Origin of the sequence: Streptomyces sp. NPDC086147, from assembly GCF_040702165.1 — a bacterium.
Classification (GTDB): domain Bacteria; phylum Actinomycetota; class Actinomycetes; order Streptomycetales; family Streptomycetaceae; genus Streptomyces.
Map to the genome: position 1 here is coordinate 534,736 of NZ_JBFBJO010000002.1, position 20,447 is coordinate 555,182.

The window sequence follows — 20,447 nt, forward strand, 5'->3', positions numbered from 1 at the left end:
ATCTTGCTCCAGGGGTCACCCGCGGCGGCTCGGGGCCGGCCGCGGGACGGGACGGAGAGGGGGAGGGGAGGGAGGGCGGGGCGCCGGGGCGGTGCCGGGCCGGTGGCACCGGCGGCGCCCCGCCCGGTCGGTGTCAGCCGGTGGCCGACGGGGCGTCCCCGGCGGGGACGGGCTTCGCGAGGGAAGGGGCGGCCGCGCCGACGGGGGCCGGGGCGCCGCCGCCGGGCGGGCCGTCGTCCTCGTGCTCCTCCTCCTCGCGGGGGAGGGTGGCCCTGCGCAGCCCGGGGACGGCGACGGCCACGACCACGGCGGCCGCCGCGCACACCACGCCGTTCACGAAGGCGGCGCCCGCCGGGCTGAACCACTTGGCCACCAGGGCGACCTCGCCGTCTCCGACGACGCCGCCGGTGGTGCCCTGGGCGGTGAGGACGCTGACCATGCGGCCGCGCAGCCGGTCCGGGGTGTTGTGCTGGACGAGGGCGTACTCGAGGATCTCGTACACCGTGCCGGCGGCGCCGCCCACGGCCAGCATCACGAAGGCCACGACGACGCTGCCGCTGAGGCCGAAGCCGACGATGGCCAGGCCGCCGACGAACGCGGCGGTGAGCAGCAGGCGTCCGGGGCGGGCGGCGCGGCTGATCCAGCCGCTGGTGGCGGAGACGACGATCGCGCCGATGGCCGGGGCGGTGTAGAGCAGGCCGAGCATGACGTCGCCGCCGCCGAACCGCTTGTCGATCATCTCGGGGAAGAGGACCACCGGCATGTTGAACACCGCGTTGACCCCGCCGAGGGCGAGCAGTCCGCCGACGACGCGGTTGCGCACCGCGTACCGGAAGGCCGTGAGGGGCGAGCCCGAGTCCTCGGTGTCGTCGTCCTCGTCGTCCTCGAACGGCGGCAGCGGCCGCAGCCTGAGGAGCAGCAGGGTGGTGACGCCGGTGGTGAGGGCGGTGAAGGCGAAGACCGGTGCGGGGCCCGCCAGGGCGAGCAGCACGCCGCCGAGGAAGGGGGCGGCGACCGAGCCGATCTCGCCGGTCAGGGAGATCAGGGCGCCGGCGGCGGGGAGCTGGTCGGGGCGGACCAGGGTGGGGGCGACGGCCATCAGGGCGGTGACGCTCACCCCGGTGGCGAGCCCGTCCCAGGCGACGCACAGGTAGATCGCCCACAGCTGCGGGTCGGGCGTGAAGGCGTTGGCCGCGAGGCCGGCGAAGGCGAGGGCGGCGGAGGCGCGGGCCCACAGGATCAGCTTCCGCCGGTCCATGCGGTCGGCCGCCCAGCCGCCCCAGAGGGAGCCCGCCAGGACGGTGACGCTCATGATCATGCTGGAGACGGCGACGCCGAAGCTGGATCCCGTCAGGGTGTAGACCTGCTTGGAGAGGGCCACCATGGCCATGCCGAGACCGAAGAGGGACACGATCCGGGCGATGAAGATCGCCCGGAAGTCCCGGCTGGTCCGCAGCGGGCCGATGTCGATGAGGAGGTCACTGGCGCGCACGGGACGCTCCGAATGGCTGTCCGAGGAGGGCGGCCCAGTCGCGGAGGGTGGGGCGCTCGGCGAGTTCGACGAAACCGACCTCGGCGCCGTCGGCCCGCCAGGTCTCCACCAGGGCCATCAGCCGGATCGAGTCGAGGCCCTGGTCGAGCAGGCTCTCGTCCGGGTCGACCTCCTCGGCCTCGACGTAGAGCACGTCGGCGACGTCGCGCACGAGCCGCTCCAGGGCGAAGGTCTGCTGTCCGGCCGTGTTGGCCATGGGTGGGTCCTCTTCTTCCCGTCCGATGGATCAAGATTAGTTAGGTAAGGCTTACCTAACTCACTATCGTGTAGTCAAACGGGTGCCGTGGTGTCACGGCGGTCCGTCGAGTCGTCAGTCATCAGAGAGCGAGAAGACGTTGAGCACTGCCCTGCCCCGCCCGGAGCTCCCGGCGGCCCCCGTCGCCGTCCGGACCGCCGGGGTCGAGGACGTCGGCGCGGTCCACCGGCTGTCCCGGCCGTTCGTGCGCGAAGGGGCCCTGCGCGAGCGCACGGTCGCCGAACTCGCCCTTCGCGCGGCGGACTTCCTGGTCGTGGAGGCCGGGCGCGAGGGGCTCGCGGGCTGCGTGGGGCTCCGTACCCGTACCGACGCGCGGGGGCGGGTGGCGGTCGTGCTCTACAACTTCTGCGTCGCTCCCGGGCATCAGGGGCGGGGCGTCGGCTCCGCGCTGCTCGACGCCGCCCTCGGCGAGGCCGCCGCGCGGGGCGCCGTCCGCGTGTTCACGGCGACCACCGGTAGCGGGCTGCTGTTCCTGAGGTACGGGTTCGCCGTCGGCGGTGAGGAGGAGGCGCCGCCCGCGTGGCGGGCCTCGCTCGACCCCGCGCGCGGCTCCCGGGTCCTGGTCCGCGCCGTCGGGTGACGCGGCCGGACCGGACCGCTCCCGGCCGGGGGACCGGCCGGGAGCGGCGGCGGGTGCGGATCCGCCTCAGGAGCGGGCGGCGAGGCTCGCCGGACGCAGGTCCGTCCAGTGCTCCTCGGTGTACGCGGCACAGCCCTGCCGGGAGTCCTCACCGTGCACCACGGTCCAGCCGTCCGGCACCTCGGCGAAGGCCGGCCAGAGCGAGTGCTGGTTCTCGGAGTTGACGAGCACGTAGTAGCGGGCGTCGTCGTCCTCGAAGGGGTTGGTCGCGGTCATGGGTCTCTCCTCGCGCCGGTGCGGCCCTGCGTGCGACCGCCCGGCGGGGCGGACGTGCGGAGGGCCGTTGGTTCGGGTCGGTGGGGCGCCCGGGAAGCGGGCGTTTAGGTAAGGCTTACCTAAAATCTCCTAGAGGTGTGTGACTGTCAAGTCACTCCCCGGGGCCCCTCCCGGCGGCGCGGAGGCCCGTGGGCCTGCCTTCCTTCACCCCGCCGAGCGCCCCGCGCACTCCTTGCTCCAGGCGCCCGGAGTGCGCCCGAAGTGCCGCCGGAACGCCAGTATGTAGCCGTTCGTGCTCGTGAAGCCGACCTTGGCGGCGACCGCTCCGACCTGGTGCCCCTGGGTCAGGAGTTCCAGCGAGTGGTTGAGGCGCACCCGGGTCCGCCACTCGGAGAAGGCGAGTCCGGTCTCGGCGCGGAAGGCCCGGCGCAGGCTCGTCGAGCTGACGTAGAGGCTCTCGGCCCACTCCGTCGCGGTGCGCTGGTCGTCGGGCCTGCGCAGCAGGGTCCCGGCGACGGCGCGCGCCGCCTCGCTGGTCGGGCGGGGCAGCGGCAGCCGGACGTCCCGGCGGGTCCGGGTGCAGGTCAGCGCGGCGAACAGCGCCGCGTCATCGGCATCCGCGCCCGCCCCGCGCGTTCGGGCGAGCAACTGCCGGCGCACGGCGTCGTCGAGGCGGATTGCGGTGGTCCGGGTGAACGGCAGGCGGTGCGCGACGGAGTCGAACGGCTCGGCCAGGACCAGGGATTCGGGGTCGAACCGGGCGCTGTGCGGGGTGCCCGCCGGGAGCCACAGGGCCAGGGGCGAGGTGAGTTCGTGCTCACCGTCCGGCGTGGTGACGGCGATCCGCCCCAGGGGTGCGTACAGGAGCTGGTGGAAGTCGTGCACGTGCGTCGGGTGGCCCGTCGCCGTGATGAGGTCCTCGTCCGTGGTCCGCGTTCTTCCGTCGGCCATCAGGGCCACCCCCCCCGGGGTCGGGGGGCCGGTCGCACCCCGGCCCCTCGTTGTGATCGGTCGGCCTCCGGGTTGGATCCCCGAAGGTTAGGCAAGGGTAACCTAAGTCGCCGTACGAGCCGTGAGAACAAGGACAACAGATGACACAACCGCCCCCGTCGGTGGTGAAACCCCCGGTGCCGGAACGGAAACCGGGGGTTCCCCCGGTCCGCACCCGGGCCTCCCGGGGCACGGCCGTCGCCGTACTCGCCGTCACGGCGGTGGTGGTGACCCTCGTCGCGGGCATCGGGCTCGGCGCCCGGGACATCTCGCCCCTGGAGGTCGTCCGGATCCTGCTCAACCCCGGCGACCAGGCGTTCGACACCCACGTCCTGTGGACCGAGCGCATCCCCCGGACCTTCCTCGGCCTCGCGGTGGGCGCGGCGCTCGGCGCCGCCGGTCTCGTCATGCAGGCGCTCACCGCCAACCCCCTCGCGGACCCGGGCATCCTCGGCGTCGAACAGGGCGCCTCGATGTTCGTCGTCTTCGGCATCATGTTCCTCGGCGTCACCGACGCCGGCGGCTACTTCTGGCTCGCCCTCCTCGGCTCCTCCGTGGCCGCCACCCTCGTCTACCTCATCGGGACCCGCACCGACGCCGGGAGTTCGGCCGTCGGCCTCGTCCTCGCCGGCGTCGCCATGGCCGCCGTGATGTCCTCCCTCATCACCCTCCTCGTCGTCCGCGACAAGGAGGCCTTCGCCCACCTCCGCTTCTGGTCCGTCGGCCAGCTCACCGGCCGCGCCGAGGTCCTCAGCCAGGTCATGCCCTTCGTGATCGTCGGACTGCTCCTCGCCCTGCCGCTGGGCCGCACCCTCAACATCCTCGGCCTCGGCGACGAGACCGCCCGCGCCCTCGGCGTCCGCGTCGAACGCGCCCGCCTCACCGCCACGGCCGTCGCCGTCCTGCTCTGCGCCGCCGCCACCGCCGCCGTCGGCCCCGTCGCCTTCGTCGGCCTGGTCGCCGCGCACTGCGCCCGGCTCCTCGTCGGACCGGACCACCGCTGGTCCCTGCCGGTCTCCATGGCCGTCGGCGCGGTCCTCCTCACCGGCGCCGACACGGCCGGCCGGCTGGTCCTCGACCACGGCGAGGTCCAGGTGGGCCTCATGACCGCCGTCGTCGGCACCCCCTTCTTCGTCTGGCTGGCCCGCCGCCGCGACCTGGTGCGGATGTGATGACCGCACTCGACACCCGGCCCCCGCGGCCGGACTCCCCGACCACGCCCGCCGTCGTCGCGCACCTGCGCTCCGACCGCCGCGCCCGCAACCGCCGCGCCGCCGTGACCGCCGCCGTGCTCACCGTCGCCCTGCTCGGACTCACCGCCGCCTCCGTGCTGCTCGGCGGCATCGGCCGGCTCGACCCCGCAGACGTCCTGCCCGCCGCCTTCGGCCTGCGGGACGGCCTCGCCGACTACATGATCTTCCAGCTCCGGATGCCGAGGGCGCTCTCCGCACTCCTCGCCGGAGCCCTCTTCGGCCTGGCCGGCTCGCTCTACCAGCGGCTGATCCGCAACCCGCTCGCCACCCCCGACATCGTCGGCATCTCCGCCGGCGCCGGCGCCGGCGCCGCGACCGCCCTGCTCTACGCACCCGCCGCCTTCACCCTCGGCGTCCCGGTCGCCGCCGTCATCGGCTCCTTCGTCCTCGTCGCCGCCGTCCAGGCGCTCAGCTGGCGCGGCGGGATCGACACGTACCGCCTCGTCCTCGTCGGCATCGGGCTCAGCGCGGTCTGCACCGCCTACACCAACTACCTGTTCACCGTGGCGGACCAGCAGAGCATCGCCATCGCCATGCGCTGGACGGTCGGCAGCACCAGCGCCGCCGACTGGGACGGCGTCACCACCCTCGCCGTCGGCTTCGGCGCCTGCGCGTTCGCCGCGCTCTTCCTCGCCCGCCCCCTCGCCACCCTCACCCTGGGCGACGACTTCGCCTCCGGCCTCGGCACCCGGGTGACCGCCTCCCGCGTCGGCGTCCTGCTCCTCGGCGCCGCCGCCGCGGCCCTCGCCACCAGCGTCGTCGGCCCCATCGGCTTCGTCTCCCTCATCAGCGGCCCCATCGCCGTGCGCCTGGTGGGCACCGAACGCTCCACCCTCCTCGCCCCGCTCATCGGCGCCGTCGTCGTCATCGGCGCCGACGTCCTCGCCCAGCACGCACCCCTGATCAGCCCGGTGCCCACCGGCGTCCTCACCGCGCTGCTCGGCGCCCCCTACTTCGTCTGGCTGATCCTTCGACGCAGGCAGGGAGCCTCGTGACACACACCGTGACCCCGCAGACCGAGAGCCCCGAGGCCACCGCGCCCCACCAGCTCGAAGCCCGCGGCATCAGCGCCGGGTACGGGAAGACGCCCGTCATCGAGGACCTGTCCCTGCGGATCGAGAAGGGCCGCATCACCGCCCTCGTCGGCCCCAACGCCTGCGGCAAGTCCACCCTCCTCAAGTCCATCGCCCGACTGCTGCCCCTGGCCGCCGGATCGGTCCTCCTCGAAGGCGCCGACATCCACCGCCTGCCCACCCGCGAGGTGGCGCGCAGGCTCGGCGTCCTGCCGCAGTCCCCGGTCGCCCCCGAGAGCATCACCGTCGGCGACCTGGTCTGGCGCGGCCGCCACCCGCACCGCCAGTTCGGCCGCCGCCGCGACGAGCGCGAGGACGCGATCATCGCCGAGGCCCTCCGGGCCACCGGCACCGCCGAACTCGTCGACCGCCCCGTCGACCAGCTCTCCGGCGGCCAGCGCCAGCGCGTGTGGATCGCCCTCGCCCTCGCCCAGGACACCCCCACCCTGCTGCTCGACGAACCCACCACCTACCTGGACGTCGCGCACCAGATCGAGGTCATGGACCTCCTCGCGGACCTCAACGAACAGACGGGCAAGACCATCGTGCTCGTCTCCCACGACCTCAACCAGGCTGCCCTGTACGCCTCGACGATCGTCGCCATGCGCGACGGACGCGTCATCCGGCAGGGCCCGCCCGAAGAGGTCCTCGACGAACGGACCGTGGCCGAGGTCTTCGGCCTCACGTGCGTCGTCGTACCCCACCCCTACAACGCCAGGCCGCAGATCTTCCCCCTCGGCCGCCGTCACCACTCGCAGGAGAACTGACCATGAACCGCCCCGCCAGACCGTTCGCACGGCGCTCCACCGCCCGTACCCTCCTCGCCGCCGTCGCGTGCGCCGCCCTGCTCGCCGGCTGCGGCGGCAAGGACGACAAGGGCGAGAAGACCGGCGGCGACAAGCCGTCCGCCGGCGCGAGCACCGGCGCCGCCGAGGCCGCCTTCCCGGTCACCCTCCCCAACGCCTGGGGCAAGACGGAGGTCGCGAAGAAGCCGCTCAAGGTCGCCACCGTCTCCGACGGCGACACCGACATCGCCCTCGCCCTCGGCATCGTCCCGGTCATCACCCCGGACGCCGAGGACGGCGGCCCCGTCCCCGAGTACAAGCAGCGCGCCCTCACCAAGCTCGGCGCCGGCAAGCTCAAGAAGTACGACGACACCGACGGCACCGACTACGAGGCCATCGCCGCCGAGGCCCCGGACGTCATCCTCGGCATGAACACCTGGTCGATGGACACCGACTACGCCAAGCTCGCGCCGATCGCCCCGGTCGTCACCTTCACCGACAAGGCGCACTCCGACACCCTCACCTGGCAGGAGCGCCTGAAGACCGCCGCCAAGGCGCTCGGCATGACCGCCGAGGCCGAGAAGGTCATCGCCGCCAACGAGAAGGCCACCGCCGACGCGGCCGCCGCGCACCCGGAGTTCAAGGGCAAGAGGTACACCTACGCGGTCGTCCACCCCGAGCAGATCACCTTCATGTCCTACGCGGACCAGGACCCGGGCGTCTTCGAGCAGCTCGGCTTCAAGAAGACGGACAAGGCCAAGAACTACAAGGCCGACAAGAACGCCGTCAGCCTGGAGAACCTGGACGAGCTGGAGGCCGACGTCCTGCTCATGACGTACCCCTTCGGTGACAACGGCCTGCTCAGCGCCAAGGAGCTGGAGAGCAACAAGCTCTTCCAGTCCCTCCAGGTCGTCAAGGGCAAGCACTACGCGGTCATCCCCTCGGAGAACACCCTCTCCTCCGCCGTCGCCTACCCGGACGCCCTCAGCGCCCCCTGGATCGTCGAGAAGCTGACGCCGATCCTCGCCGGGGCCGTCGCCGGCAAGTGACCCCCGCTCCCGCAGGGGAGCACCTCACCACCCGCCCGGGCCGGGTGGGCCGGGCGCACCGCGCCACCGGCCCGCCCGGCCCACCGGTCCGTCCCGCGGCGCCCGCCCGGCGCCGCGCACGAAGGAGCAGCACCCATGCCCACCCGCAGCCCCCGCTCGGTCGTCACCTTCCCCATCGTGCTGCGCGAGCTGACCGTGCTGCGCGCCGAGAACCTCACCCCCGGGATGCGCCGCCTCACCCTCGGCGGGCCCCAGCTCGACGCCTTCGTCAAGGACGGCCTGGAACTCCCCGCCCTGCGCACCGAGGGCTTCGACGACCACGTGAAGTTCTTCTTCGCCGACGAGACCGGGCGTCTCGTCCTGCCCCGGCAGCAGGTCAGCAGCCTCGACTGGTCGGACGGGCGGCCCGTCGCCAAGGACTACACCCCGGTCGGCCACGACGCCGACAAGGGCGAGATCGTCTTCGACTTCGTCCGCCACGACGGCGGCGTCGCCTCCACCTGGGCCGAGAACGCCGCCCCGGGCGACAGCGCCTGGATCGCCGGCCCGAAGATGTCCCATAGCCACCCCGAGGGCGCCGACTGGATCCTCGTCGTCGGCGACGAGACCGCCCTGCCGGCCATCGGCCGCTGGCTCGCCGAGATGCCCGAGGGCACCAAGGCCCGCGTCTTCATCGAGGTCGGCGAGGACAGCCACCGCCAGGAACTGCCCACCAAGGCCGACGCCGAGATCGTCTGGCTCTCCCGGAACGGCGCCCCGGCCGGCACCACCGACCTCCTGGAGCAGGCCGTCCGCGCCGCCGACTGGCTGCCCGGCACCGTCTTCGCCTGGGTCGCCGGCGAGGCCGTCACCCTCAAGGGCATCCGCCGCCACCTGGCGACGGAGCGCCAGGTCCCGCGCGAGCAGACCCACATCACGGGATACTGGCGCCGCACCGCGCCCGCCGTCCCCGCCGACTCCGCCTCGGCCGAGGCGCTGCCCGACGCCCCCGTGGTGACGGAGGAGGACGAGGACGACGCGCACGAGCGCCTCCACGAACTCACCGACCTCGCGCCCCCCTACGCCATCCGCACCGCCGTCACCCTCGGCGTCTTCGACCTGGTCGACCGGGGCGTGCGAAGCGCCGCCGGGATCGCCCGGAGCGCCGAGGCCCACCCGGCCACCCTCAAGGCCCTCCTGGACTACCTCGTGGGGATCGAGCTGCTCGCCACCGACGGCGAGGGCAACTACAGCCTCACCCCGATCAGCGAGGAACTGGTCGAGGACGACCACTCGGCGGAGGAGTACCACCTGGAGGGCGCCGAGGCCGCGTTCGACGCCTCCCTCTCCGGTCTGCTGCACACCGTCTGCACCGGGAAGGCCGGCTACCGCACCCTCGCCGGGCGCACCCTGACCGAGGAGATGGCCCGGGAGTCGCGGATCGCCGACACCGCCCGCGCCGCCGTCGAGGACGAGGCCCGCTGGATCGCCCCCGGCGTGCTGCGCGCCCACGACTGGTCGGCCGTCACCGAGCTGACCGCCACCGGCCACGGCGTCGCGACCGTCGTCGAGACCCTGGTCAAGGAGTTCCCGGAGCTGCGCGCGCGGATCGTCGCCATGCCCTCGGTGCTCCGGGTGCTGCGCGAGGCGATCATCGACGAGGACCTGCTGCCGCGGATCGACCTGGTCGCCGGCTCCGGCGCCGTACCGGCCGGCACGCGCACCCTGCTGATGTCACGCCAGCTGGAGTGGCAGGACGACGAGGACGCGGCGCACACCCTCTCCGAGGCCGCCGCCTCGCTCGCTGAGGACGGCACCCTGCTCCTGGTCGAGCAGGTCGCGACCGGCGACCCCGAGGACATGGAGGCGGTCCTGCACCACCTGCGCCTCAAGTGCGCCTTCGGCTCCGGGGTGCGCGACGCCGAGGAGGTCGCGGCGCTCGCCGCGGCCGCGGGCCTCGCCGTGCGCTCCCGCGCCGACGTCGGCTGGGACCACCGCCTCTGGGTCCTGGAGCGCGCGGCCTCCTAGAAGGCCCGGCGGGCGGCGCCCCCTTCCGAGGGGGCGCCGCCCGCATCACGCGTCGCGCCGGTTCCTGCCGAGGAGCAGGCCGCGCAGCAGGTCGTCGGTCGTACAGACCACGCCGCTGCGCGCGGCCCAGCGCAGGGCCATCTCGTGCTCCTCGGCGGAGTAGTCGGCCACGGCGTCGGCGACGACGAAGGGCTGTATGTCGTTCATGAAGGCGTCGGCGGCGGTCAGCAGCACCCCGAGGTGGGCGTAGACCCCGCAGATGATGAGCTGGTCGCGCCCCTCCTCGCGCAGCAGCCGGCCGAGGTGGCTGCGGAGGAAGGCGTTCTGCCGGGCGTTGGGGAGCAGGTGCTCGCCGGGGCGCGGGGTGAGGGGCTCGATGATCGCGGCGTCCCCGGGGCCGTCGCCGATCGCCGGGCCCCAGACGTCCGCGGCGAGCCCGCGCTGCACGGTCGGCTCGGCGCTGAAGACCACGGGCAGGCCGAGGGCCCCGGCCAGTTCGCGCAGCGCCACGATGTTGCCGACGAGGTCCACGACGGGCGGCTGCTGGGCCGGGAAGCGCCCGACGAAGTGGTTCTGCATGTCGTGGACGAGCAGGGCGGCGCGCTCCGGGTCGATGCGCCAGGGGGCGCTGGAGCGGGGGAGGTCCGACCGGTCGGGCATGGCGTAGGAATCGATGGCCGGCAGTCCCATGGCTTGTTCCCTCCCTGCCGCGGCGGCCGTGGGCCGGTCGCGTGAAATCCAGTTAGCTTAGCCTAACCTAACTATTTGCCCTTCGGGATGGTTGAAAAGAACTCACCTTCCTTCCGGGACTCGCCTGTTACCCGTGGGTACGCGATGATGGGGTCCGACCGACCACACGCGGGGACTTGGGGCAGCGGTGACGACTTTCGACGAACGGACCACGGTGCACGCCTTCCGGGACGACGCCCTGGGGGAGCACGACGCGGTGGGCCTCGCGGCGGCGATCCGGCGGGGCGAGGTGAGCGCCGCCGAGGCGGCCCGGGACGCGGCCGAGCGCGTACGGGCCGTGGAGGGGCGGCTCCACGCCGTCCAGGCGCACGCCGAACACCCGCTGCCCGGACCGGGGACGGGCCTCCTCGCCGGAGTGCCCACCTTCGTCAAGGACAACACCGACTACCGGGGGCTGCCCACCGGCCACGGCAGCGCCGCCTTCACGCCGGGGCCCGCCCGCCGGCACGCGGCCTTCACCCGGCAGTTCCTCAGCAGCGGCGTCACCGTCCTCGGCAAGACCAGGCTCCCCGAGTTCGGCTTCAGCCCGTCCACGGAGTACGAGGGCGCCGAGCCCGTCCGCAACCCCTGGAACACCGACCGCTCGGCGGGCGGCTCCTCGGGCGGCAGCGCGGCGCTCGTGGCCGCCGGAGCGGTGCCGATCGCGCACGCCAACGACGGCGGCGGCTCCATCCGGATCCCGGCCGCCTGCTGCGGCCTCGTCGGGCTCAAGCCGAGCCGGGGCCGGGTCGTGCCCAGCGCCCAGGGCCGCCAACTCCCGCTCGACATCGTCTCCGACGGGATCGTCAGCCGTTCCGTACGGGACTCGGCCGCCTTCCTCGCCGCCGCCGAGCTGCACTGGCGCAACCCGAAGATGCCGCCCCTCGGCCTGGTGGAGGGCCCCTCGGGGCGCCGGCTGCGCGTCGGCTTCCTCCTCGACTCGCCGACCGGCGTCACCTCCGACGACGCGACCCGGGCGGCCGTCGAGGAGACCGCGGCGCGGCTCGAACGGCTCGGCCACGCGGTGGAGCCGGTGCGGATCGCCGTCGACCCCCGTTTCACCGGCGACTTCCTCACCTACTGGGGCTTCCTGTCGTTCCTCCTCGGCACCACGGGCCGCACCCTCGGCGCCGACTTCGACCGGCACCGCATGGACGGCCTCAGCCGGGGCCTGCGCGCGGCCTACCTGGAGAACTGGCGGAGCACCCCGGGCGTCCTGCGCAGGCTGCGGCGCACGAAGGAGGCGTACGCGGCGGCCTTCCGCGGCCTCGACCTGGTCCTCTCCCCGGTCCTCGCCCACCCCGCGCCCCGGCTCGGCCACCTCGCCCCGGGCGTCCCGTACCCGACGCTGATCGAGCGGATCCTCGCGTACGTCGCGTTCACGCCGATCGACAACGTCGTGGGCACGCCGTCGCTGTCCCTGCCCGTGGGCGCGACGGAGGACGGGCTGCCCGTCGGCGTCATGTTCGCGGGGCGGCCCGGCGCCGAACGGACCCTGCTGGAGATCGCGTTCGAGCTGGAGGCGGACCGGCCGTTCCGGCGGGTCCAGGACGTGTGACGCCCTTCACCCCGGCACCGGGAGGCCGGCCGTGCGGGCGGCCTCCGCGAGCACCTCGCGCAGCATCTCCCGCGTGAGCCGGCCGGTGAACACGTTCCGCTGGCTCACGTGGTAGCTGCCGAACACCGTGAGCGGAGGGTCCCCGGGGGAGGCTGGGGCCAGGACCGTCCGCACGCCGTGCCCGAACTTCGGGCGCGGCCGGGGCAGGAGCCAGCCGGCCTCGGCCAGGGCGGGCAGCGCCGCCTGCCAGCCGAAGCCGCCCAGGACGACGACGGAGCGCAGCGTCGGGCGCAGCAGCCGGGCCTCACGGACCAGCCAGGGGCGGCAGGCGTCCCGCTCGCCGGGTGTGGGGCGGTTGTCGGGTGGGGCGCAGTGCACCGGCGCCGTGACCCTCACCCCGTACAGTTCGAGGCCGTCGTCGAGGCCCGTGACCGTCTCCCGCGAGGCCAGGCCGAGTTCGTACAGCGTCGCGTACAGCAGGTCGCCGGCCCGGTCGCCGGTGAACATCCGGCCGGTGCGGTTCCCGCCGTGCGCGGCGGGCGCCAGGCCGCTGATCAGGAGGGCGGCGTCCGGCGGGCCGAAGCCGGGCACCGGGCGCCCCCAGTACTCCTGGCCCCGGAACGCGGCGCGCCCGGTGCGGGCGGTCTCCTCCCGCCAGTCCACCAGGCGCGGGCAGGCCCGGCACCGCACGAGCCGCGCGTCGAGGCCGGCGGGGGTGCGCGCCCGGGCGGCGGCCCGTGCGGGGTAGTCCTCGGCAGTGCACACGGTCGGTCCGCTCCGTCCGGAAGGGGGAAGTCCTCTCCGGCCCCCTACCCGCCGTGCGCCGATGGCCGACGGATTGGCGGATTTTCCTCTTGTCCGCGCAGACGCAACCCCCCGTTTCGCCTAACACTTAGGTTAGGCTAACCTACGGCTGTGCGAGCTGGAGAAGAGAGATCCGCGGTCGGTGGTCCCCGCGGTCACGAACTGGCGGCCACGGGAGTCACCGTGGCCTACGAGGGCGTCGACGTCGTCCACGACGCTGCGCTGACGCTGCGCCCCGGTGAGGTCACCGTCCTCGTCGGCCCGAACGGCAGCGGGAAGTCGACGCTCCTGCGGACGATCTCGCGGCTCCAGAAGCCGCGGACCGCCACGCTCGTCATCGACGACGCCACCGACGGCCTCGCGCTGTCCCCCCGCGACTTCTCGCGCCACGTCGCCCTGCTCACCCAGGGGCGCCCCACCCCCGGCGGCCTGACCGTGCGCGACGTGGTCGAGTTCGGCCGCTACCCGTACCGGGGCCGCTGGGGGAAGGCCGACCCGGACGGCCGCGCCGCCGTGGACCGCGCCCTCGCCCTGACGGGCGTCGCCGAGTTCGCCGACCGGGGCGCCGAGCACCTCTCCGGCGGACAGCTCCAGCGCGTCTGGCTCGCGAGCTGCCTCGCCCAGGAGACCGGCGTTCTGCTCCTGGACGAACCCACCACCTACCTCGACCTCCGCTACCAGGTCGAACTCCTCGACCTCGTCCGCGACCTGGCGGACGACCACGGCATCGCCGTCGGAGCCGTCCTGCACGACCTCGACCAGGCGGCCGCCGTCGCCGACCGGGTCGTGCTCCTCCACGCGGGACGGGTCGTCGCCGACGGCTCCCCGCAGGACGTCCTGACGGCGGAGCGGCTGACCGACACGTACGGCATCCGCATCGAAGTCGACACCGACCCCCTGACCGGCCGGCTGCGCACGCGCGCCGTCGGACGGCACCACACGCGAAGCGAAAGGCTCACCACTCCGTCATGAGACGCCTCCTCCTCACCACGGCCACCGCCACCGTCGCGGCCCTCGCCCTGACCGCCTGCGGCACCACCGAGCCCGCCGCGGACAAGAAGGCGGAGAAGACCGCCGAGAGCATCACCCTCACCGACTCCACCGGCGCCAAGGTCGTCCTCGACGGCCCCGCCAAGAAGGTCGTCGGCACCGAGTGGAACGTCGTCGAGAGCCTGATCTCCCTCGGCGTCGCCCCCGTCGGCGTCGCGGACGTCAAGGGCTACAAGGCGTGGGACACCGCCGTCCCGCTGAAGAACGACGCCAAGGACATCGGCACCCGCGGCGAGCCGAGCGTGGAGACCGTCGCCGCCCTCGCGCCCGACCTCATCGTCGCCACCAACGACCTGAAGCCGGCCGTCGTGAAGCAGCTGCGCAAGGTCGCGCCCGTCCTGGAGCTCAAGGCCGCCGACGGGGCCGACCCGATCGGGCAGATGACGAAGAACCTGGACCTCATCGCCCGGGCCACCGGCACCACCGCCAAGGCCGACCAGCTCAAGAAAGACTTCGACACCAGGATCGAGGACGGTAGGAAGAAGCTCGCCACCGCCGGTCTCGCCGGTGCGCGGTACGCCTTCGCCGACGGCTACCTCGTCTCCAACCAGGTCTCCATTCGGCCCTACACCAGCGGCTCGCTCATCGGCGCCGTCAACGAGCGGCTCGGCCTGAAGAACGCCTGGACCGTCGAGGGCGACCCGGCCTACGGTCTCGGCAGCACCGACGTCGAAGGCCTCACCAAGCTCGGCGACGTGCACTTCGCGTACATCGCCAACGAGCAGGACCCGAGCAGCACCCCGTTCGGCGGCGTCCTCACCAAGGACAAGGTCTGGACCTCCCTGCCGTTCGTCAAGAAGGGCAACGTCCACCGCCTGCCCGACGGCATCTGGATGTTCGGCGGACCCGAGTCGATGGGCAAGTACATCGACTCCGCCGTCGGGGAGCTGACGAAGTAACACCATGGCCGTCACCGCAACCACCCCCTCCACCCGTCCGACGACGGTCACGTCCCGGAGGAGCGCGGCCGCGGTGACGGCCGCACTGGCCCTCCTAGTGGCGGGCCTCGCCCTCGTCGACGTCACCCAGGGCACCGCCGCCGTCGGCGGCGCCGAGGTCTGGAAGGCCCTCACCGGCCGGGCCGACCCCACCGACGCGTCCGTCGTCATCGCCTCCCGGCTGCCCAGGGCCGTCGCCGGACTCCTCGTCGGGGCCGCCCTCGGCATGGCGGGCTCCGCCCTCCAGGCCGTCAGCCGCAACGTCATCGCCTCGCCGGACACCCTCGCGGTCAACGCCGGCTCCTACCTGTCGCTCGGCCTCGCCGCCGTCACCGGCGTCTCGCTGCCGCTCTTCGCCACCTCCGGGGTCGCCTTCGCCGGCGGCCTGGCCGCGGCCGCCGTCGTCCTCGGCCTCTCCGGCCTCGGCGCGGGCACCGTCCGGCTCGTCCTCGCCGGAAGCGCCCTCACCCTCGGCCTCACCGCCGTCACCGAGGGCCTGCTCCTGCTCTTCCCCAAGGAGACCGAGGGCCTCTACCAGTGGAACCAGGGCAGCATCTCGCAGAACGGCTTCGACGGCGTCCTGCAGATGGCGCCCGTCGCCCTCGCCGCCCTCGCCGGACTGATCCTGCTCGCCCGCCGGGTCGACGCCCTGGCCCTCGGCGACGACGCGGCCCGCGGCCTCGGCGTCCCCGTCCGCTCCACCCGGGTCACGGCCGTCGTCCTCGCCGCGCTCCTCTCGGCCGCCGCGGTCACGCTCGCCGGACCGATCGGCTTCGTCGGCCTCTGCGCCCCCGCGCTCGTCCGCGGCCTGGCGCGCCGGGCCCAGCGGCTGCACCGCTCCCGCGTGGGCCTGCCGGTCGCGGGCCTCACCGGCGCCGCCCTCGTCCTCGGCTCGGACGTGCTGCTGCGCGCCGTCATCCCCGCGGACGTCGCCGTCGCCGTGCCGACCGGCATCGTCACCAGCCTCGTCGGCGCCGTCTTCCTGATCGCCATGGCCGTCAGGGTCAAGGACACGGCCGGAGCCACGCCGGTCGAGAAGCTGCGCATCAGGAGCCGGACCGCCTTCCTCGTCACCACCGGAGTGCTCGTCGTCCTGGTCGTCGTCCTGGTCGTCGCGAGCGTGCTGCTCGGCGACTCCAAGCTGCTCCTGGGCGACGTCGTGAACTGGGCCCAGGGCCGGGCGGGCCGGACCGTCACCTTCGTGCTCGACACCCGGGTGCCCCGGGTCGTCGCGGCGCTCCTCGCGGGCGCGGCCCTCGCCCTGTCCGGCACGCTCGTCCAGGCCGTCACCCGCAACCCGCTCGCGGAGCCCGGCATCCTCGGCGTCTCCCACGGCGCCGCGCTCGGCGCCGTCCTCCTCGTCACCACGGTGCCGCTGGCCGACTCGTGGAGCGTGGCCGGCGCCGCGTTCGCGGGCGCCGCCGTCAGCTCGGTCCTGGTCTTCGGACTCGCCGCGCGCGGCGGGTTCCAGCAGAACCGGCTCGTGCTCGTCGGCTTCGGTGCGGCCACCGCGAGCGCCGCCCTCATCAGCCTGCTCATCGTCCTCACCGACCCGTTCAACGCGGCGAAGGCGCTCACCTGGCTGTCGGGCTCCACCTACGGGCGGACCTTCCCCGACGCGGTGCCCCTCGCCGTGGTCCTGACGGCGGGTCTGGTCGTCGCCGTCCTGCGGCGCGCGGAGCTCGACCTCGTCTCGCTCGACGAGGACACCCCCCGGCTCCTCGGGCTCGACCTCGGCCGCGGGCGCCTGGGCTTCCTCGTGCTGAGCGTCCTGCTCAGCGCCACCGCGGTGGCCGCCGCCGGCACGATCGGCTTCGTCGGGCTCGTCGCCCCGCACGCCGCCCGCGCCCTGGTGGGCCGCCGGCACGCGCGCGTGGTCCCGGTGGCGGTGCTCCTGGGCGGAGTGCTCGTCTGCACCGCGGACCTGGTGGGCCGGACGGTGATCGCACCGGCCCAGCTCGGCGCCGGCATGATGACGGCCGTCATCGGCACGCCGTACTTCCTCCACCTGCTCGTCCGCAGCCGCCGCTGAGGACCACCGGGTCCCGGGTCTTCCGGGGAGGACCCGGGTACGGACGGCCGCGCGCCCCGCGTCAGGGGCGCGCGGCCGTCCTCGCTCCCGCCTCCAGGTGGGTGTGCACGCGGCGCAGCAGCGAGGAGAGGAGCCGGCGCTCCTCGGCGTCGAGGGGGGCGAGGACGTCGTCGTCGGCCGAGGCGATGTCCGCGCCCAGTTCGGCCAGGGCGGACCCGCCCTCGGGGGTCAGGCGCACCACGATCCGGCGCCGGTCCTCCGGGTCCCGGGCGCAGACCACGTACCCCGTCTTGACCAGGTCGTTGACGATCCGCACCAGGTCGCTGGCGTTCATGTCGAGCCGCGCGGCGAGGACGGTCTTCATCTGGGGGCCCAGATCGGAGAGAAGGGCGAGCACGGTGAGGTGCCAGAGCCTTAATCCCCGTGAGGTCAGCCGGTCCTGGAGTCTGCGCCGCGCGGCCTTGCCGAGCGCGTACATCAGGTACGCGTTGAGGCCGAGCACGCTGGGCGGGGTCATGCTCATCGACGGGGGCCCGGCGGCCGGACGGTCCGCGCCGGCCTCCGGGTCCGCGGCCCCGACGACGGCGGCGCCGGCCACGGCGGTGGCGGGCGGGGCGGTGAGGAGCGTCAGGTCGGCGCCCGCGAGGCCCTTGAGCACCTGCGCCCAGTCGGTCGGCATGTTCGATATGCCGACGACGGCGAACCGCGCGCCGCTCGGGTCGTGTGCGGTGCCGGAGAAGACCGGTTGCTCCATCGCTGTTCCTCGCTGTCCACATGCCGTAAGCGGGCCCGAACTGCCGCACGGACCATCGAGGTTAGGTGAGCCTAACCTAGTTTTGCTCTACGATGCCGGTCCGCCCCGGGACCGTCCGGGGCGGACCGGTGTTCTCGGTGACCGTCCGTCAGGGGCGGGCGGTCAGATAGCCGCCCATGGAGGTGAAGTACTCCGTGGCGGGCAGTTCCCGGCCGTCCGCGGTGCGGACGCGGGTGATCGCGAGCCCGCGATTGCGGCCGGTGCGGGCGTCGGCGCCGGCGACGATCACCACGCCCTCGCCCTCCCGGTAGAAGATCCGTCCGGGGGTGCCGCCGTAGCGGCCCTCGGAGACGACGGCGGAGACGACTTCGAGGCGCTCGCCCCGGTGGAAGGTGAACGCGCTGGGGTACGGGGCGGACTGGGCGCGGACCAGCCGCTCCAGGACCTCGGCGGGCCAGGTCCAGTCGATCCGGACGTCCTCCTCGGCCCGCTTGTGGAAGAAGGTGGCCTGTGACCGGTCCTGCGGGGTGAAGTCCGTGTGTCCCGAGGCGATCAGGTCGAGCGCGCCGACGGTGACCGGGGCGATGAGGTCGACGGTCTTGTGGAAGAGGTCGGTGGCCGTGTCCTTCGGCCCGACCGCGACCGCGCGCTGCAGCACGATGTCGCCGGCGTCGAGCACCTCGTCCATCATGTGGGCGGTGACGCCGACTTCGGTCTCGCCGTTGAGGAGGGCCCAGATCAGGGGTGAGAAGCCGGCGTACTTGGGCAGCAGCGAGTCGTGGACGTTCAGCGTGCCGTGCCGGGGCAGGGTGTAGACGCGCGGCGGGATCCAGGTGCGCCAGTTGTTGGCCACGATGATGTCCGGGTCGGCCTCCTTGAGGAGCTGGAACAGCTCCTCGTCGTCCGGCCGGTTGCGGATGACCACGGGAACGCCGTGCTCCTCGGCCAGATCGGCGACGGAGTCGCTCCAGATCTTCTCGTAGGCGTGCTCGCTCTTAGGGTGGGTCACCACCGTCACCACGTCGTGCTCGGAGTCCAGGAGCGCCTGCAGGGTGCGATGGCCCCAGGTCTGATAGCCGAACATGACGACCCGCATGGGCAAGTTCCTCCTCGGGAGAGCGGTGGATCACTCGCAAGTAAAGCAAGGCTAACCTAAGGATGCAACGGGGTGCCTTTATCGGCCAGTTGGCCGGGCCGGCATGGCTCATGTCCGATTCGTCCCGTCGACAGTCCAGGCAGATCAGGTTAGCTTTACCTAAGTTCGGATCGGTGGCGCCCCCGTCACCGGTGCGTCCGGACCCCGCCCTTCCCCACGCCTGACAGTGCGCCTGACAGGCGGCTGTCCCGCACGATGGGAGTGACATGTCTCAGGCTCTTCCTGATGACGCACCGCTGATCCACGACCTCATAGGAATCGGCTTCGGGCCGTCCAACGTGGCCATGGCGATCGCGCTCAGCGAGCACAACGCGAGCGTCGGAAGAGAAAGCACGGTCACCGCCCACTTCTTCGAGCGGCAGCCCCGCTTCGGCTGGCACCGCGGCATGCTCATCGACGACGCGACCATGCAGGTCTCCTTCCTCAAGGACCTGGTGACCCTGCGGAACCCGAGCAGCGAGTACACCTTCCTGCGCTACCTCCAGAGCAAGGGCCGGTTGATCGACTTCGTCAACCACAAGAACCTCTTCCCGCTGCGCGTCGAGTTCCACGACTACTTCGAGTGGGCGGCGGCCAAGGTCGACGACATGGTCTCCTACGGCCACGAGGTCGTCTCCGTGGAACCCGTCGTCCGCGACGGCGTGATCGAGTACCTGGACGTGACGGCCCGCTCCGGCACCGAGACCGTGGTCCACCGGGCCCGCAACCTCGTCGTCGGCACCGGACTGCGCCCGCTCATGCCCGAGGGCGTCGAGCGCGGCGACCGCGTCTGGCACAACTCCGAGCTCCTCGCCAAGGTCGACGGCCTCGAAGGCGCCGACCCCGCCCGCTTCGTGGTCGTCGGCGCCGGCCAGAGCGCCGCCGAGAACGTCGCCTACCTCCACCGCCGCTTCCCGGACGCGGAGGTCTGCGCCGTCTTCTCGCGCTACGGCTACAGCCCCGCCGACGACAGCAGCTTCGCCAACCGGATCTTCGACCCCGCGGCGGTCGACGAGTACTACACGGCGCCCGACGACATCAAGCGCAAGCTGATGGAGTACCACGGCAACACCAACTACTCCGTGGTGGACATCGACCTCATCGACGACCTCTACCGCCAGGCGTACCAGGAGAAGGTCCTCGGCAACGAGCGGCTGCGCTTCATCAACGTGTCCCGCCTGACCGGGGTCGAGGAGGGACCGGACGGCGTCCGCGCCACCGTCGCCAACCTCGTCACCGGCGAGGACAGCGTCATCGAGGCCGACGTCGTGGTCTTCGCCACCGGCTACCGGCAGGCCGACGGCCTCGGCCTCCTCGGCGAAGTCGCGGACCGCTGCCGCCGCGACGAACTCGGCCGCGTCCGCGTCGAACGCGACTACCGCGTCGCCGCCGACCCCGAGCTGCGCTGCGGCATCTACCTCCAGGGCGGCACCGAGCACACCCACGGCATCACGTCGTCCCTGCTCTCCAACACCGCGATCAGGGTCGGCGAGATCCTGGAGTCGATCCTCGAACGGGGACTGGGAGACTCCTCCGATCCGGTCCGCCCGGTCGCCGGCGGCGTCGGCACGAGCCGCCTGACCGCCTGACCGCCCGTCCCGCCGGACGGATCGCACCGACCCGGGC

The 20,447-nt window shown here is 73.3% G+C and carries 19 protein-coding genes; 11 read left to right on the plus strand and 8 right to left on the minus strand.

What is annotated here, in order from left to right:
- Nucleotides 1-133: 133 nt before the first annotated feature.
- Both entS and AB0398_RS07090 read right to left on the minus strand, forming a co-directional pair.
- Nucleotides 134-1,492 carry an enterobactin transporter EntS gene (entS, locus tag AB0398_RS07085; protein ID WP_366372830.1) on the minus strand — a complete coding sequence of 453 codons (1,359 nt, stop codon included), beginning with the start codon at nt 1,490-1,492 and terminating at the stop codon, nt 134-136.
- Complete coding sequence (locus AB0398_RS07090) at nt 1,479-1,748, minus strand: phosphopantetheine-binding protein (RefSeq protein WP_366372831.1); 270 nt, start codon at nt 1,746-1,748, stop codon at nt 1,479-1,481. The genes entS and AB0398_RS07090 overlap by 14 nt, the downstream gene beginning before the upstream one ends.
- Nucleotides 1,749-1,887: 139 nt before the next feature.
- Here AB0398_RS07090 and AB0398_RS07095 point away from each other — a divergent pair, with 139 nt between their 5' ends.
- Complete coding sequence (locus AB0398_RS07095) at nt 1,888-2,388, plus strand: GNAT family N-acetyltransferase (protein WP_366372832.1); 501 nt, start codon at nt 1,888-1,890, stop codon at nt 2,386-2,388.
- A gap of 66 nt (nt 2,389-2,454) precedes the next feature.
- Here the strand turns inward: AB0398_RS07095 and AB0398_RS07100 are convergent, their stop codons facing one another.
- Together AB0398_RS07100 and AB0398_RS07105 are read right to left on the minus strand one after the other, a co-directional pair.
- Complete coding sequence (locus AB0398_RS07100; protein WP_366372833.1) at nt 2,455-2,664, minus strand: MbtH family protein; 210 nt, start codon at nt 2,662-2,664, stop codon at nt 2,455-2,457.
- Nucleotides 2,665-2,868: 204 nt separating this feature from the next.
- The gene (locus AB0398_RS07105; RefSeq protein WP_366372834.1) at nt 2,869-3,615 is read right to left on the minus strand and encodes an AraC family transcriptional regulator; all 747 of its coding nucleotides are present in this window, start codon (nt 3,613-3,615) and stop codon (nt 2,869-2,871) included.
- Between the two features lie 140 nt (nt 3,616-3,755).
- On the opposite strand from AB0398_RS07105, the gene AB0398_RS07110 reads away from it, so the two are divergent.
- From AB0398_RS07110 to AB0398_RS07130, 5 genes are all read left to right on the plus strand, one after another.
- Nucleotides 3,756-4,826 carry an iron ABC transporter permease gene (locus AB0398_RS07110; RefSeq protein WP_366372835.1) on the plus strand — a complete coding sequence of 357 codons (1,071 nt, stop codon included), beginning with the start codon at nt 3,756-3,758 and terminating at the stop codon, nt 4,824-4,826.
- Nucleotides 4,826-5,902 (plus strand): iron ABC transporter permease, encoded by a 1,077-nt coding sequence (locus AB0398_RS07115; protein WP_366372836.1) that lies wholly within the window; start codon nt 4,826-4,828, stop codon nt 5,900-5,902. Before AB0398_RS07110 ends, AB0398_RS07115 begins: the two co-directional genes overlap by 1 nt.
- On the plus strand, nt 5,899-6,747 hold the full coding sequence (locus AB0398_RS07120; protein WP_366372837.1) for an ABC transporter ATP-binding protein: 849 nt from the start codon (nt 5,899-5,901) through the stop codon (nt 6,745-6,747). Before AB0398_RS07115 ends, AB0398_RS07120 begins: the two co-directional genes overlap by 4 nt.
- 2 nt (nt 6,748-6,749) lie before the next feature.
- On the plus strand, nt 6,750-7,814 hold the full coding sequence (locus AB0398_RS07125) for an ABC transporter substrate-binding protein (RefSeq protein ID WP_366372838.1): 1,065 nt from the start codon (nt 6,750-6,752) through the stop codon (nt 7,812-7,814).
- A 135-nt stretch (nt 7,815-7,949) separates the two neighbouring features.
- On the plus strand, nt 7,950-9,821 hold the full coding sequence (locus AB0398_RS07130) for an SIP domain-containing protein (protein WP_366372839.1): 1,872 nt from the start codon (nt 7,950-7,952) through the stop codon (nt 9,819-9,821).
- A 45-nt stretch (nt 9,822-9,866) separates the two neighbouring features.
- On the opposite strand, the gene AB0398_RS07135 is transcribed toward AB0398_RS07130, so the two are convergent.
- The gene (locus AB0398_RS07135; RefSeq protein ID WP_366372840.1) at nt 9,867-10,511 is read right to left on the minus strand and encodes an isochorismatase family protein; all 645 of its coding nucleotides are present in this window, start codon (nt 10,509-10,511) and stop codon (nt 9,867-9,869) included.
- Nucleotides 10,512-10,698: 187 nt separating this feature from the next.
- Between AB0398_RS07135 and AB0398_RS07140 the strand changes: the two genes are divergently transcribed.
- Nucleotides 10,699-12,108, plus strand: a complete 1,410-nt coding sequence (locus AB0398_RS07140) for an amidase (protein ID WP_366372841.1) — start codon at nt 10,699-10,701, stop codon at nt 12,106-12,108.
- Between the two features lie 6 nt (nt 12,109-12,114).
- Here the strand turns inward: AB0398_RS07140 and AB0398_RS07145 are convergent, their stop codons facing one another.
- Nucleotides 12,115-12,873 (minus strand): uracil-DNA glycosylase, encoded by a 759-nt coding sequence (locus tag AB0398_RS07145; RefSeq protein WP_366372842.1) that lies wholly within the window; start codon nt 12,871-12,873, stop codon nt 12,115-12,117.
- A 150-nt stretch (nt 12,874-13,023) separates the two neighbouring features.
- On the opposite strand from AB0398_RS07145, the gene AB0398_RS07150 reads away from it, so the two are divergent.
- From AB0398_RS07150 to AB0398_RS07160, 3 genes are read left to right on the plus strand one after another with little or no spacing between them, the layout of a single operon-like run.
- Nucleotides 13,024-13,884 carry an ABC transporter ATP-binding protein gene (locus AB0398_RS07150; protein ID WP_366372843.1) on the plus strand — a complete coding sequence of 287 codons (861 nt, stop codon included), beginning with the start codon at nt 13,024-13,026 and terminating at the stop codon, nt 13,882-13,884.
- Nucleotides 13,881-14,861, plus strand: a complete 981-nt coding sequence (locus AB0398_RS07155) for an iron-siderophore ABC transporter substrate-binding protein (protein ID WP_366372844.1) — start codon at nt 13,881-13,883, stop codon at nt 14,859-14,861. The genes AB0398_RS07150 and AB0398_RS07155 overlap by 4 nt, the downstream gene beginning before the upstream one ends.
- 4 nt (nt 14,862-14,865) lie before the next feature.
- Nucleotides 14,866-16,932 carry an iron ABC transporter permease gene (locus tag AB0398_RS07160; RefSeq protein ID WP_366372845.1) on the plus strand — a complete coding sequence of 689 codons (2,067 nt, stop codon included), beginning with the start codon at nt 14,866-14,868 and terminating at the stop codon, nt 16,930-16,932.
- Nucleotides 16,933-16,993: 61 nt separating this feature from the next.
- Here the strand turns inward: AB0398_RS07160 and AB0398_RS07165 are convergent, their stop codons facing one another.
- A complete protein-coding gene (locus AB0398_RS07165) occupies nt 16,994-17,686 on the minus strand; it encodes a MarR family transcriptional regulator (protein ID WP_366372846.1) in 693 nt (230 codons plus the stop codon).
- 148 nt (nt 17,687-17,834) lie between these two features.
- Entirely contained in the window at nt 17,835-18,782 is a 948-nt protein-coding gene (locus AB0398_RS07170; protein WP_366372847.1) for a methionyl-tRNA formyltransferase, read from the minus strand.
- A 266-nt stretch (nt 18,783-19,048) separates the two neighbouring features.
- Here AB0398_RS07170 and AB0398_RS07175 point away from each other — a divergent pair, with 266 nt between their 5' ends.
- A complete protein-coding gene (locus AB0398_RS07175; protein WP_366372848.1) occupies nt 19,049-20,410 on the plus strand; it encodes a lysine N(6)-hydroxylase/L-ornithine N(5)-oxygenase family protein in 1,362 nt (453 codons plus the stop codon).
- Nucleotides 20,411-20,447: the final 37 nt, after the last annotated feature.